Below are 13,656 nucleotides of genomic sequence, written 5' to 3'. Positions count from 1 at the left end.
AGGAACAATAGAGTATAAAACGCACGCCGATAATGTTTTAGCGATATTGCACCGGAGGTAAGCGAGCGGTTTGACCGCACGAAAAGGCATAGTTCGGAAAGAGTTGCGTTACAAATCGTTACCGCGACTTTTTTTTGGGGGGGGCTTTGTTTTTAATGTGTTGATTTTCAGTTTATTGCATCGGTTTTCACGACAACAAATAAGTCTGACTAACGTATTATTACTAAAAGTTTTAGAGTTATGGCAAGAAGCACGTTTGGAGGTCCGCTTTTCTATAATTCAGACGCAAAAGGTAGCTTAGGGGTCGTTTTTCCTTCTCACCACCCCCGCCCCTCCTTTCTCCGTCTTGACGAGCTCGTATCGGTCGAGCCTCTCGTACAGCTCTCCGAGCGTTTTGCGGCCGTAGCGCTTGATGCGGTACTTGGGCATCAGCTTCTTGAGCGCCGTTCCGACCTGCGAGAACGGCGCCTCGTCTTTCCCTGCGGCGGCCGTCTCGAACGCCTTCTCGAACAGAGGCATGTCTCGGCGGATAAAGTGCTCCGGCGTGCTCGGCAGCAGCTCCGGCTCGACTCCTTGCTGCTGCCCGGCATAGCGGCACTCCCGGCACGAGGCGACCGGCACTTCCGGCGTCTTGCCCTCTCCGAAGCCGAGCACCGTGAGCCCGGCCTCGCGTATACGCTGGGCCAGCATCGTGTAGTCCCCGTCGCCGGCGGCAATACAAAAACAGTCTATTTTCCCCTCGTGCAGAATATCCATCGCGTCGATGACAAACGCCATCTCGGTCGTGTTCTTGTCCGCCGTGTGCACGAGCCTTCACCGGTCGGAACGAGTGCGCTTGGGCTTCCTCTTCCCGTTGGGCTCGCGTCCGTCGGGTCCAAAGCCTTGGCTATCCTGCGCTCGGTTATCGTATGATAAGGGGGATTCCATTACGGGATGCCGCAGCTATTCCGTTCCGCATCATCGTCCATCCCGCATCGCGATTGAAATGTTCCGCACCTTGAATGGAATATGAAAGGACGAAAGCTCTAAACGCTCTATGTCAATGGAATATCTGATTTTGCAGCGATCGCGGCGTTTCATTGCTTTTGCGACGGCCGCCCGGAAAATGCAATGTGCCGAGCCCTGCTCGTCGCCTGTTCGAGAAAATATCCGACCCGCGGCCCGTATGAAAATGCCCGTCCTGTTTAAGACGCTTCTTTCCCGCTCAGGGACGGTCGGGGCCGATCAACTCGTAGCGGTCGTTGACCTCGAGCCATCGCGCGGCAGGGAAGCGGTCGGCGAGATAGGCTTTCAGATAGGTCCGGGTGTCGCGGACGATCGGCTCGGGAGCGGGCGGGTACAGGTTGTACGCGACCGCCGCCACTTCGATGTTCCGGTTGCGGCAGGCTTCGAGGCTCAGCAGCGTGTGGTTGATGCTGCCCAGCCGGGGCGAGGTGACCAGAACGACCGGCAGGCCGTGCTCGGCGACGTAATCGATCGTCCGGTATGCTTCCGACAGCGGAACGTACAGCCCGCCGGCGCCTTCGATCAGTACCGTGTCGTATTTTTGCAACAGCTTTTCCGTGCTCCGGCCGATCAGCGTCAGGTCGATGTCGCGTCCGTCGATCGCCGCTGCCAGATGCGGCGAGGCCGGATAGGTGAACACGATCGGGCAGGTCGTGCCGTCCTCGTCCTCCGGGAGCAGGCCGATACCCATGATCCGGCGGTGGGTTTCGATATCCTCCGACAGGCCGTCGCAGCCCGTCTGGATGAATTTCTGCGTGATCACGCGTTCTCCGCGCGCACTCAGGGCTCGGGCCAGCACGCCTGTGACGATGCTCTTACCTGCGTCCGTGTCGATCCCTGTGACGAAATAGGCTCTTTTCATATTTCCCGGCGAACGTTATTCGGTCCAAAAATAGTACCTTTGCCGGTAGGATGCAAATATACGCGGACATGGATAGGATCGACCGGATCGAAAGCGATATGGCGAACGGCCTGAAGCCGGGCTACGAGCAGGTGTCGGAGTGGATGGAGACGCTCGGGGACGAACGGCTGTACGAGTTGGCGCGCCGGATCAGGATGCGCCGGGACGGACGCCGGATCGACATGTGCTCGATCATGAACGCCCGCAGCGGCCGTTGCAGCGAGGACTGCAAGTGGTGCGCGCAGTCGAGGTTCCACAAGACCGACATAGAGGTCTATCCGCTGGTGGGCGAACAGGAGGCCCTGCGCGAGGCGGCTCACAATGCGGCCAAAGGGGTGGGGCGCTTCTCGCTGGTGACCAGCGGAAAGGCCCTGAGCGACGGAGAGACCGACCGCGTCTGCGGCATTTACCGCCGGATCGGCTCCGAGGTGGACATTTCGCTGTGCGCTTCGCTCGGGCTGTTGTCGAAAGAGCAGCTCGTCCGGCTGCGGCAGAGCGGCGTCAGGCGCTATCATTGCAATTTGGAGACGGCCCCTTCGTATTTCGGAGAGCTTTGCACGACGCATACGCAGCAGCAGAAACTGCAGACGATCGCATGGGCCCGCGAGGCGGGGCTGGAAATCTGCTGCGGGGGTATCATCGGCATGGGCGAGAGCGAGCGGCAGCGCATCGAGTTCGCGTTGGCGATCCGCGACACGGGAGCCGTGTCCGTGCCGATGAACGTGCTCAATCCGATTCCCGGCACGAGGCTTGAAAAGGCATTGCCGCTGTCGGACCGCGACGTGCTGCGTGCCGCCGCGCTGATGCAGATCGTCAATCCGGACGCCTCGGTCCGGCTGGCCGGAGGCCGGAGCCGGATCAAGCATCTGGAGCCCGAGCTGTTCCGCTGCGGCGTCAGCGCCTCGATCGTCGGCGACCTGCTGACGACTTCCGGATCGGATATCGATACGGACAAGGCGATGTTCAAAAAGTGGGGGTTCGGCATATGATTCGTTAAAAAAACGTCTCGCACGCCTGAATCGACGGCGAATGTATAATTTTGCAACGGAAAATGGGTCGGAGTATGGGAAGGATATGGACGATCGGAATGATTCTGTGCGGCATGCTTTGTTCGGAAGCGAGCGCTCAGAACTCTCCGCTGAAATTCGCGCAGCAGTCGTGGGATTTCGGTCGGATCAAGGAAGACGGGGGGAAGGTCTCCCATGCCTTCGAGTTCGTCAACGCGTCGTCCGCTCCGGCCGTGATCGAGCAGGTGACCGTGTCGTGCGGTTGCACGAAGCCCGAATACAGCCGCGCGCCGGTCAAGCCTTCGGAGAAAGGGACGCTCGTGATCAGCTACGATCCCGAGGGGCGGCCCGGGGCATTCCGCCGCGATATCGTCGTGCAGAGCGGGGGCGCGACGGGCAAGACCGTGCTGACGATTACCGGCGAGGTTTTGCCCGCCGAGAAAAGCTTCGGCGAGATGTATCCGGTACGCGCGGGCGACCTGATGCTTGCGTGGCGGAACGTGAATTTGGGGTATGTGCCCCGGGGGGGCGTCAAATCGACGGCGATCGAGTATTACAACCCGACGCGGCAGCCGCTGACGCTCTCGCCCGTGTACCGCGACCGGAAGCCTTATTTCGATATCGCTCTGTCGAAACAGCGGCTCGCTCCGGGCGAAAAGGGCGTGATGACGCTGAGCTATGATCTGCGCGACAACGACGTGTGGGGCATGCTCAAGGACAGCTTTTCGCTGATCGTGAACGACATTCCGGTCGATGTGCTGTTCAGCGCCTCGGGCGTTGCCTGCGAGGATTTTTCGGGGATGACGCCCGATGAGAAGGAGCGGGCTCCGAAAGCGGTCTTTTCGTCGCAGTATCACGGTTTCGGGACGATGAAGGCCGGCGGCGAGCCGAAACGGGAGTTCACGATAACCAACCAAGGGAAAGAGCCGCTGCGTATCCGCGACATGAAGCTGGGGGACCGGATGTCGACGACGCTCGATCCGGACCGGGCGATCGCTCCGGGCGAGACGGTGTCGTTCGTCGCGATGCTCTCTACCAAGAATGCGCCCGCCGGACGGTTGATGGATCATATCGTTCTGATACTGAACGATCCGTCCCGTCCGTTGCGCGAAATACGGCTTGCGGCTACGATCGTGCCTTAGGACAAGGCGGGGCGAGATCGCCGGGACGACGGAGCCGGAAAACAGGAAAAGACTAAACCAAACAGATAGCATGTACAAGATTGTCAAGAAAGAACTGCTGGCGCCCAACATCTACCTGATGAACATCGAGGCTCCGCGCGTGGCCCGCTCGGCCCGGCCGGGACAGTTCGTCATCGTCCGGCTGGACGAGCACGGAGAACGCGTTCCGCTGACTATTTCCGATTACGATGCCGAGCAGGGGTGGGTGACGATCGTCACGCAGACGGTCGGCTATTCCACCTCGAAGCTGTGCGCGATGAGCGAGGGCGACTCGCTGGCCGATTTCGCCGGTCCGCTGGGCTGCCCTTCCGAGTTCGTGCACGAGGAGCCCGAGGCGTTGCGCCGCCGCAGGATCCTTTTCGTGGCCGGCGGCGTCGGGACCGCTCCGGTCTATCCGCAGGTCAAGTGGCTGTCGGAGCGCGGCGTGAAGGCCGACGTCATCATCGGGGCGAAGAACAAGGATACGCTGATCCTTACCGATAAGATGCGCGCCGTGGCGGGCGAGGTATTCATCGCTACGGACGACGGCAGCGCCGGATTTCACGGTATGGTGACCGATCTGATGCGCGATTTGATCGACCGGCAGGGCAAGCGTTACGACGAAGTGATCGCGATCGGCCCGATGATCATGATGAAGTTCGTCGCCCGGACGACGAAGGAGTACGGCATCCGGACGATCGTCAGCCTCAATACGCTGATGGTCGACGGAACGGGCATGTGCGGAGCCTGCCGCGTGACGGTCGGCGGCCGCACGCGCTTTACGTGCGTCGAGGGCCCCGAGTTCGACGGTCATGAGGTCGATTTCGACGAGGCCATGCGCCGTCAGGGCATGTACAAGACGATCGAGAGCCGCAAGGCCCGTATGGCGCAGGAGCGGGCCGAGGGCCACGCCTGCCGCATCGGACTCGATCGATGACGTAAAACCCGCGCCGGACCCGTCGCTGCGGGCCGGCTTTCGCTTACCCGAAACAAAGTAAAGAAGATGGCAAACAAGATACCCCGCGTTCCCGTCAGGGAACAGGACCCGAAGGTAAGGGTCACCAATTTCGAGGAGGTCTGCTACGGGTACGACCTCGACGAGGCCCGGCTCGAGGCGAGCCGTTGTCTGGGCTGCAAGAAGCCGCGCTGCGTCGAGCATTGTCCCGTGTCGCTGCAGATTCCTCAGTTCATCGCGCAGTTGCGCGACGGAAACCTCGCCGAAGCAGCCCGGATCATCGCGCAGGACAGTTCGCTGCCGTCGGTCTGCGGACGGGTCTGCCCGCAGGAGACCCAATGCGAGGGATCGTGCATTCTCGGCGTCAAGGGCGAGAGCGTCGCGATCGGCAAGCTCGAGCGCTTCGTGGGCGACTGGAGCATCGAGCATGGCGCGGAAGCGACCGCCCCGGCCCCGTCCAACGGGCGCAAGGTAGCCGTTGTCGGCAGCGGTCCGGCCGGTCTGGCCTGCGCGGCCGATCTGGCCAAAATGGGTTACGAGGTGAAGATTTTCGAGGCGCTGCATAAGGCCGGCGGCGTGCTTCAGTACGGTATTCCGGAGTTCCGCCTTCCGAAGGACAAGGTCGTCGCCCGGGAGATCGAGAACGTGCTGAGGCTCGGCGTGCGGATCGAGACCGACGTGATCGTCGGCCATACCGTGACGGTCGACTCGCTGCTCGACGAAGAGGGCTACTCGGCCGTGTTCATCGGCTCGGGAGCCGGACTGCCCCGGTTCATGGGCATTCCGGGCGAGAATCTGAACGGCGTGGTGTCGGCCAATGAGTTCCTGACCCGCGCCAATCTGATGAAGGCTTACGACGACACCTACGATACGCCGATTTATGTCGGTCGTCGCGTTGTCGTGGTCGGCGGCGGCAATGTGGCGATGGATGCCGTGCGGACGGCCGCCCGTCTGGGTGCCGAAGCGCATATCGTCTACCGCCGCAGCGAGGCCGAGCTCCCGGCCCGGGCCGAGGAGGTGCACCACGCCAAACAGGAAGGCATCGAGTTCCGGATGCTGACCAATCCGGTCGAAGTGTTAGGCGACGAGAAAGGTTGGGTCCGGGGCCTGCGCTGCGTACGTATGGAACTCGGTGAGCCCGACGCGTCGGGACGCCGCTCGCCCGTCGCGGTCGAGGGGTCGGAGTTCGAGATCGGGTGCGACGTCGTGATCATGGCGCTCGGCACGTCGCCCAATCCGCTGATCGCCTCGACGACGCGCGGTCTGGAGACCAACCGCCGGGGCTGTCTGGTGGCCGACGAGGAGCACGGGCAGACCTCCCGCGAGGGTATCTTCGCCGGAGGAGACGCGGTGACCGGTGCGGCCACGGTGATTCTCGCCATGGGAGCCGGACGCCGTGCGGCCCGTGCGATCGACGAATATGTCCGCGCCAAGTCCGGAATGAATTAGTCGAGTAAAGAGGGCGGCGGGCGGTGTTCCGCTCTCCTCTGAAGAAGAAGGCACGGCGGTCCGGTTTCGGAGACTACCGTGCCTTTAAATTTTCGGTATATGCGATGACGAACGAATTTTTCCCCGATCTGCGGACGGTGCGGCTCGACGAGCCGGGCGGAGCCGTCGTTATTCTGGACCAGACCCGGCTGCCCGGGGAGGAGACTTATGTGGAGCTGCGGACCCCGGAGCAGATATGGGAAGCCATCCGCGAGCTGAAGGTGCGGGGCGCGCCGGCTATCGGCGTGACGGCCGCCTACGGCATTTACGTGTGTTGTCGGCGGGCCGGCGGTTCTTGTTTCGACGACCTTTGCGAGACATTCGACCGGACAGCCGCCTATCTTGCCTCTTCGCGGCCGACGGCGGTCAACCTGTCGGCCGCGCTGGAGCGCATGAGAAATTGCCTGTTGGCGCACCGCGACGAACCGGCGGCCGGAATATGGGACCGCTTGCGCGACGAGGCCGAGGCGATTCGGCGAGAGGATGCCACTGCCTGTCGGCAGATCGGCGAGTACGGCCTGTCGCTGCTCGAGCCCGGAGCGGGGATTCTGACGCATTGCAACGCCGGACATCTGGCGACGTCGGAGTACGGGACCGCGCTGGCTCCCCTCTATCTGGGGCAGGAGCGGGGCTACGGCTTTCGGGTCTATGCCGATGAGACGCGTCCTCTGCTGCAAGGAGCCCGGCTGACGTCCTACGAGCTGATGAGGGCCGGGATCGACGTGACGCTGATCTGCGACAACATGGCTTCGCTCGTGATGAGCGAGGGCCGGGTGCAGGCCGTGCTGGTCGGCTGCGACCGTATCGCAGCGAACGGCGACGCGGCCAACAAGATCGGCACGTCGGGCGTCGCCGTGCTGGCCCGCCATTACGGCATCCCGTTCTATGTGCTCGGGCCGACGTCGACGATCGATGCGGACTGTCCGACCGGCGCCTCCATCCCGATCGAGCAGCGCGATCCGGCCGAAGTGACCGAGGCCCATTATGCGCAGCGCATGGCGCCCCGTAACGTCAAAGTATACAATCCGGCTTTCGACGTGACGCCTTGCGATCTGATTACCGCCATAGTGACCGAGCGCGGCATCGCCCGGCCGCCTTTCGACGATGCGCTGCGCGCATGGAGCCTTCCGGGCAGGGCAGGGCGATAAGACGCGGTTGCGTGTGCCGGGCCGTGATTCGAGGGTCGTTCCGGCGGGCGCGGTTTGTCGCGGATCGGGCCGGGCCCGCCGGAAAATACGCATGCGCTTGGTTAACCGGAAAATTGTCGTTATCTTGACTCGTCTAACCTTAAAAAATATCGAGTTATGGAAGTTCTGGACAATCGATCCGCCGCGGACGCCGCCGTCCGCGATTCTCGGCAGCAGCCCGTCGCTCCGGTCATGTCGGTCGGGGAATGGATGCTGACGCTGTTGATTCTGGCTCTGCCGCTGGTGAACATCATCATGCTGTTCGTCTGGGCGTTCGGAGGAGGCACGAATCCGACGAAAGCCAACTATTGCAAGGCGTCGCTGATCTGGATCGCGATCGTTATCGTGCTTTATGTGTGCTTCTTCTCGTTGATTATGGGATTGTTCGCAGCGATCCGGTAGCCGACGGACGACAGGCCCGGAAGACCGCATGTTTCCGGGGGCTTGTCTTCCTCGTTTTCGGTCGTGGGTACGGGTACGAGCGCGCGTGACGATGACCGGCGGGAACGGTTCTACGGTACGGGGCGGCAATCGTTGCGATCTCCGCTCGAGAAATGTCGAGGGGGCCGTTTAAACGTCGGCCTCCTCGAGCCGTTTCAGCGTGACGAGCACCTTGTCGATCCGCGCTCCGTCCATGTCGACGATCTCGAAGTCGAAGTTGCGCCACGACAATTTCTCTCCCGTATGGGGGATATGTTCCAGCTTTTCGAGGATCAGACCGCTGAGCGTGTTGTAGTTGTAGTCGTTGTAGAGGTCCTCCATGTCGAAATGGGCCAGAAAATCGTAGAACGAGAGCTGGCCGTCGATCAGCAGGCTGCCGTCCTCGCGCGTGACGATTTCCTGTTCCTCGCCCGCTTCGGGCATCGAGCCGAGCAGTGCCTTGATGATGTCCTTGAGCGTGACGATACCTTCGATGCTGCCGAACTCGTCGGTCACCAGGCCGTACCGGCCGCCGGTGCGGCGCATCAGGTCGAGCGCGTTGTACACGCTCAGGTTCTCGGGTATGTACTGCGCGGGGCGCATCACCTGCGACAGCGTGAATCCGGGTTCGTCGAGCCGGCCGAACAGGTCCTTGAGGTGGACTACTCCGACGATCGAGTCGAGGTTGCCGTCGGCTACGGGGTAGGTGTTGAACAGATTATTCTTGACGATATCCTCGACCTGGTCGCAGGTGGCGTTCGTGTCGAGCCATACCATGTCGCTGCGGTGGGTCATGATCGATCCGACGTTGCGGTCGCTCAGGTTGAACACGCGCTCGACGATGTCCTGCTCGACCTCTTCGATCTCGCCTTCGGCGGCGCCTTCCTGAATGATCGCCTTGATCTCTTCCTCGGTTACCCTGTTTCCGTCGACCGTATTGATACCCAGTATGCGAAGCATGCCGGCCGTGCTTTTCGACAGCAGCCAGACGAACGGCAGCGCGATCTTCGACAGCAGGCTCATCGGCCGCGCCACGATCTTGGCTACGCGTTCCGAGGAGCTCATGCCGATTCGCTTGGGAACCAGCTCGCCCAGAATCAGCGTCAGATAAGTGACCGTGACTACGATGATTACCTGAGCGATCGCCACCGAATGCGCCTCGAGCGCTGGAATTCGCGCGAGCACTTTCCCGAAGCTCTGGGCCAGCATGTCGCCCGAGTAGATACCCGTCAGGATACCGATCAGCGTGATTCCGATCTGAATCGTGGAGAGAAAAACGTCCGGATTGCCCGAGAGTTTCAGCGCGGTCTTGGCGGCCCGGCTTCCGCGCTTGGCGTCGGCTTCGAGCCTCGGCTTGCGGGCCGAGACCATCGCGATTTCCGACATCGACAGGATTCCGTTGAGCAGAATCAGCCCGATGATGATGAAAACTTCCATGTATGGCGTTTGGTTTGGCGACTAAGATAATCAAGTTACGGAATATTATCAAAAAATATTCCGGCGGCGGTCCGTTCCGGTACGAAAACGGTTTTTCCGGTCTCGGAATATACAGGATATTTTATTATATTTGTTAGCGACTGTTTGTTACCGGGTTAACGACCCGAAACCATCTGCCAACCTAAAACCGAATCGTTATGGAAAACAAGTATTCGATCATTCTGGGCAATCTGGGCAACACCTGCGACCGTTTCTGTAAAAGCTACAAGACGAATCCTTCGTCCGAGCGGATGCTCGAACTGGCTGCCGAGAACATGCCCTATATCGGCGGCGTCGAGCTCGTCGGTACGTGGGACATCCGTCCCGACAATGCGAAGGAGATGAAAAAGCGCCTCGACGGCTACGGTCTGGAGTGCGCGTCGATCATCCCCGATACGTTCGGCGACAGCGATTACGGCAAAGGCTCCGTCTCGAGCACCGATCCGGCCGTGCGGCGCAAGGCGCTCGACTATCTGAGAAGCATGTGCGAAGTGGCGTTGCAGGTCGACTGCCGGATCGTCAATCTGTGGATGGCTCAGGACGGCTACGACTATCTGCTGACGGCCGATTACGACCGCGAGCGGGAGTGGATGACCGAGGCGATCCGGGCGCTGGCTTCCGAGTTCCCGTCGCTGAAGATCGCGTTGGAGTACAAGCCCAAGGAACCGCGCAACTTCTCGTACCATGCGCGCATGGCCGATACGATTCTGGCTGCTCAGGAAACCGGCTGCCGGAACGTGGGCGTGACGATCGACACGGGGCACGGCTTCGTCGGCGGCGAGAACGTGGCCGAATCCATCGTGCTGGCCAAACGGGCGGGCGACAGGCTGTTCCATATGCACTTCAACGACAATCACGGCTGCTGGGACGACGACATGATCGTCAGCAGCGTGCATATGACCACCTATATCGAAATGATGTTCTGGCTTCGCAAGACCGGTTACGACGGCTGGCTGTCGATGGACCAGTATCCCTACCGCGAGGATGCGATCGGCGCTATTTCCGAAAGTCTGCACTGGATCAAGAAATACGAGACGATCGTCGACGAGCGCTACGACGAAATCGAACGCCTGATCGGGTTGAACGACGCGGTCGAGACGTCGCGTTTCCTGCGCTCGTTGCTGAAATAGCGGACCTCGGCCCTCTGTTCTGCTGTCGTCCGGACCGGACGGCAACGGACCGATCGATAATCCAAACCGAAAGCCTGTTATCATGATGAAAAAAACTACTTTGTTTTCGCTGCTCGTGCCGGCTGCGCTGCTGGTCGGATGTCACGAGCGTTCTGCCGTGAACGGCCTGACCGTCGAGATGCTCGACTGCCCGCTGGGCGTCGCGGCCGAGCATCCCCGCCTGTCGTGGCGGATCGAATCCGCCCTGCCGGCTACGGTGCAGACCGGCTACCGGATCCTTGTCTCGACCGATCCCGGGGATCTGGAAACCGGAGAGAACCTGATCTGGGATTCGGGCGACGTTCCGTCCGACCGCTCCGTGCTGGTGCCCTACGAAGGGCCCGAGCTCGAATCCCGACGCGACTATTACTGGAAAGTGCGCGTGGCGACCAATCACGGCGACACGTTGTGGAGCGAGCCGTCCCGCTGGTCGATGGCGCTGCTCGACGACTCGGACTGGCAGGCCCGGTGGATCGGGTACGACAGCTGCCTGAACCGGACCGACACGCTCGGCGTATTTTCTCGCCTGGCCGCGCGCTATCTGCGCAAGGAGTTCGATGCGGGGCGCGATATCGCGCAGGCGCGGCTCTACATCAGCGGGCTTGGCCTCTACGAATGCTATCTGAACGGTTGCCGCGTAGGCGAGGACGTGTTGGCGCCGACGGCTACCGACTATACGAAAACCGTTTGTTACAATGTGTATGACGTGACCGACCTGCTCGACGAAGGAGTCAATACGATCGGCGTGATTCTGGGCAACGGCCGCTTTTTCTCGATGCGTACGGTCACTTATACGATTCCGTTCACGCAGGTCACGATTCCCGGAGTCCGCAACTACGGCTATCCGAAGCTGCTGGCCCAGCTCGAAATTACGGACAGCGAGGGTAACCGGACGGTCGTCGCGAGCGACGAAAGCTGGAAGCTCACGACCGACGGCCCGATCGTCGCCAACAACGAGTACGACGGCGAGACGTACGACGCCCGTCTCGAAATGCCGGGCTGGAGCCGCAACGGCTACGACGACTCGTCGTGGCGCGATGCCCGAAGCGTCGCGGCTCCCGAAGGCCGGCTGACTGCTCAGGCGAATCCGAATATCCGGGTTATGGATACGGTCGAGCCGGTTTCGATCGCCGCGCTGAACGACTCGACATGGATCGTCGACATGGGACAGAACATGGTCGGCTGGCTCGCCGTCGAGCTCGAGGGGAGGAAGGACCGACCCGTGCGGCTGCGCTTCGCCGAGACGCTGCAGGACGACGGGAACCTCTATGTCGACAACCTGCGCGGGGCGAAGGCGACCGATCTGTACACGCCCGCCGAGGACGGAACTTTCTCGTGGACGCCGCGTTTCACCTATCACGGTTTCCGTTACGTCGAGATCGCCGGAGCCGCCGCGAAGCCCGACTTGGAGAAGCTGAAAGGAGAAGTCGTCTACGACGCGATGCCCACGACGGGACGTTTCGAGACGTCCGACTCGACGATCAATCAGGTGTACCGGAACGCCTACTGGGGCCTGAGAGGCAACTACCGCAGCATGCCGACCGACTGTCCGCAGCGCGACGAGCGCATGGGCTGGCTCGGCGACCGCGCGATGGAGTGCATCGGCGAGAGCTTCATGTTCCGTCAGGCGCTGCTTTACGAGAAATGGGCTCGCGACATTCGCGACTCGCAGCTTCCCGACGGAATGATTCCCGACCTGTCGCCGACTTACTGGCCGTTCTACAGCGAGAACGTTACGTATCCGGCGGCCTACCTGTGCGTCGTCGATATGCTGTACAACCAGTACGGCGACGAAGAGGCGGTCCGCGAGCACTATCCGGCGATGAAGAAGTGGATCGACTATGCCAACGAGCGTCTGGTCGAGAACGACATCGTCGTCAAGGACGTTTACGGCGACTGGTGCATGCCGCCCGAGAGTCCCGAAATGATCCACTCGCAGGACCCTGCCCGCGTGACGGACGGACGGCTCGTCGGGACGAGCTTTTTCTATCGTTTGCTGAACATGATGGCGCGCTTCGCCGCGGTGGCCGGCCATGAGGAGGACATTCCGGCCTATCTGGAGCAGGCTGCGAGGGTTAAGGATGCCTATAATAGAATGTTCCTGAATCCCGAGACGGGACAGTACGCCAACAATACCGTATCGGCCGGCCTGCTCTCGCTCGTGCAGGGACTGGTGCCCGACACGCTGAAGCAGAAAGTGTTCGACGAACTGGTCCGCCGGACCGAGGTCGATTTCGACAGCCACGTCAGCACGGGCATGATCGGCATGCAGTTCATGATGCGGGGCCTGAGCCGCTACGGACGGCCCGATCTGGCGCTGACGCTCGCGACGAACCGTACCTATCCGAGCTGGGGTTATATGATCGACCGCGGCGCGACGACGATCTGGGAGCTATGGAACGGCGATACGGCCGATCCGGCGATGAACTCGGGCAATCACCTGATGCAGTTGGGCGACCTGATCGCATGGGACTGGGAAAACCTGGCCGGTATCCAGGCCGACCCGGCGGCTCCGGGCTTCAAACACATTCTGATGAAGCCCGACTTCCCGCAGGGGCTCGAGTGGGTCGATGCGTCCTATGAGTCGATGTACGGCATGATCGGCAGCCATTGGAAACGGACCGGCGGCGGTCTGTCGTGGTCGGTCGAGATACCGGCCAATACGACGGCCACGCTCCGCGTTCCGGCATCCGACGTTTCGCAAGTCGAAGCCGACGGCAAACCCCTTGCCGAGAATCCGGCCCTGACCGACGTCCGCGCGTCGGACGGCTTCGTGACTTTCGAGGCCGGATCGGGTTCGTACCGCTTCCTCGTCGGAAAATAGAACGGAACGATGCGACGGGAAGACTTCGCGCACGAGCGAAGCCTTCCCGTCCGCATGACGAACG

Annotated in this window: 11 protein-coding genes; 8 read left to right on the top strand and 3 right to left on the bottom strand. The window is 61.4% G+C overall.

Going from position 1 to position 13,656, the window contains the following annotated elements:
- Window positions 1-297 precede the first annotated feature (297 nt).
- Together NQ491_RS03695 and bioD are read right to left on the bottom strand one after the other, a co-directional pair.
- Window positions 298-777, bottom strand: a complete 480-nt coding sequence (locus NQ491_RS03695; protein ID WP_232423173.1) for an NYN domain-containing protein — start codon at window positions 775-777, stop codon at window positions 298-300.
- A 427-nt stretch (window positions 778-1,204) separates the two neighbouring features.
- Entirely contained in the window at window positions 1,205-1,867 is a 663-nt protein-coding gene (gene bioD / locus NQ491_RS03690; protein ID WP_019244662.1) for a dethiobiotin synthase, read from the bottom strand.
- Window positions 1,868-1,935: 68 nt separating this feature from the next.
- Between bioD and bioB the strand changes: the two genes are divergently transcribed.
- From bioB to NQ491_RS03660, 6 genes are all read left to right on the top strand, one after another.
- On the top strand, window positions 1,936-2,895 hold the full coding sequence (gene bioB, locus NQ491_RS03685; protein WP_147524912.1) for a biotin synthase BioB: 960 nt from the start codon (window positions 1,936-1,938) through the stop codon (window positions 2,893-2,895).
- A gap of 74 nt (window positions 2,896-2,969) precedes the next feature.
- The gene (locus NQ491_RS03680; RefSeq protein WP_259800735.1) at window positions 2,970-4,055 is read left to right on the top strand and encodes a DUF1573 domain-containing protein; all 1,086 of its coding nucleotides are present in this window, start codon (window positions 2,970-2,972) and stop codon (window positions 4,053-4,055) included.
- 70 nt (window positions 4,056-4,125) lie between these two features.
- Window positions 4,126-5,010, top strand: a complete 885-nt coding sequence (locus tag NQ491_RS03675) for a sulfide/dihydroorotate dehydrogenase-like FAD/NAD-binding protein (protein WP_019244665.1) — start codon at window positions 4,126-4,128, stop codon at window positions 5,008-5,010.
- Between the two features lie 66 nt (window positions 5,011-5,076).
- Window positions 5,077-6,477, top strand: a complete 1,401-nt coding sequence (gltA, locus tag NQ491_RS03670) for an NADPH-dependent glutamate synthase (protein WP_019244666.1) — start codon at window positions 5,077-5,079, stop codon at window positions 6,475-6,477.
- Window positions 6,478-6,581: 104 nt separating this feature from the next.
- A complete protein-coding gene (gene mtnA / locus NQ491_RS03665; RefSeq protein ID WP_051012957.1) occupies window positions 6,582-7,664 on the top strand; it encodes an S-methyl-5-thioribose-1-phosphate isomerase in 1,083 nt (360 codons plus the stop codon).
- Between the two features lie 156 nt (window positions 7,665-7,820).
- Window positions 7,821-8,105 carry a hypothetical protein gene (locus NQ491_RS03660; RefSeq protein WP_019244668.1) on the top strand — a complete coding sequence of 95 codons (285 nt, stop codon included), beginning with the start codon at window positions 7,821-7,823 and terminating at the stop codon, window positions 8,103-8,105.
- A gap of 168 nt (window positions 8,106-8,273) precedes the next feature.
- Here the strand turns inward: NQ491_RS03660 and NQ491_RS03655 are convergent, their stop codons facing one another.
- On the bottom strand, window positions 8,274-9,560 hold the full coding sequence (locus tag NQ491_RS03655; RefSeq protein WP_019244669.1) for a hemolysin family protein: 1,287 nt from the start codon (window positions 9,558-9,560) through the stop codon (window positions 8,274-8,276).
- Between the two features lie 197 nt (window positions 9,561-9,757).
- Here NQ491_RS03655 and NQ491_RS03650 point away from each other — a divergent pair, with 197 nt between their 5' ends.
- Both NQ491_RS03650 and NQ491_RS03645 read left to right on the top strand, forming a co-directional pair.
- Window positions 9,758-10,729 (top strand): sugar phosphate isomerase/epimerase family protein, encoded by a 972-nt coding sequence (locus NQ491_RS03650; RefSeq protein WP_019244670.1) that lies wholly within the window; start codon window positions 9,758-9,760, stop codon window positions 10,727-10,729.
- 85 nt (window positions 10,730-10,814) lie between these two features.
- A complete protein-coding gene (locus tag NQ491_RS03645; protein ID WP_026089465.1) occupies window positions 10,815-13,592 on the top strand; it encodes a glycoside hydrolase family 78 protein in 2,778 nt (925 codons plus the stop codon).
- Window positions 13,593-13,656: the final 64 nt, after the last annotated feature.

Origin of the sequence: Alistipes ihumii AP11 (assembly GCF_025144665.1) — a bacterium.
Lineage (GTDB): Bacteria > Bacteroidota > Bacteroidia > Bacteroidales > Rikenellaceae > Alistipes_A > Alistipes_A ihumii.
This window is presented reverse-complemented; position numbering and strand designations above follow the sequence as displayed.

Bases quoted from the DNA above. Each gene is read 5' to 3' on its own strand.
- NQ491_RS03680 (WP_259800735.1), top strand. From the start codon at position 2,970: ATGGGAAGGATATGGACGATCGGAATGATTCTGTGCGGCATGCTTTGT.
- NQ491_RS03655 (WP_019244669.1), bottom strand. From the start codon at position 9,560: ATGGAAGTTTTCATCATCATCGGGCTGATTCTGCTCAACGGAATCCTG.
- bioD (WP_019244662.1), bottom strand. From the start codon at position 1,867: ATGAAAAGAGCCTATTTCGTCACAGGGATCGACACGGACGCAGGTAAG.
- NQ491_RS03650 (WP_019244670.1), top strand. From the start codon at position 9,758: ATGGAAAACAAGTATTCGATCATTCTGGGCAATCTGGGCAACACCTGC.
- bioB (WP_147524912.1), top strand. From the start codon at position 1,936: ATGGATAGGATCGACCGGATCGAAAGCGATATGGCGAACGGCCTGAAG.
- gltA (WP_019244666.1), top strand. From the start codon at position 5,077: ATGGCAAACAAGATACCCCGCGTTCCCGTCAGGGAACAGGACCCGAAG.
- mtnA (WP_051012957.1), top strand. From the start codon at position 6,582: ATGACGAACGAATTTTTCCCCGATCTGCGGACGGTGCGGCTCGACGAG.
- NQ491_RS03695 (WP_232423173.1), bottom strand. From the start codon at position 777: ATGGCGTTTGTCATCGACGCGATGGATATTCTGCACGAGGGGAAAATA.
- NQ491_RS03660 (WP_019244668.1), top strand. From the start codon at position 7,821: ATGGAAGTTCTGGACAATCGATCCGCCGCGGACGCCGCCGTCCGCGAT.
- NQ491_RS03645 (WP_026089465.1), top strand. From the start codon at position 10,815: ATGAAAAAAACTACTTTGTTTTCGCTGCTCGTGCCGGCTGCGCTGCTG.
- NQ491_RS03675 (WP_019244665.1), top strand. From the start codon at position 4,126: ATGTACAAGATTGTCAAGAAAGAACTGCTGGCGCCCAACATCTACCTG.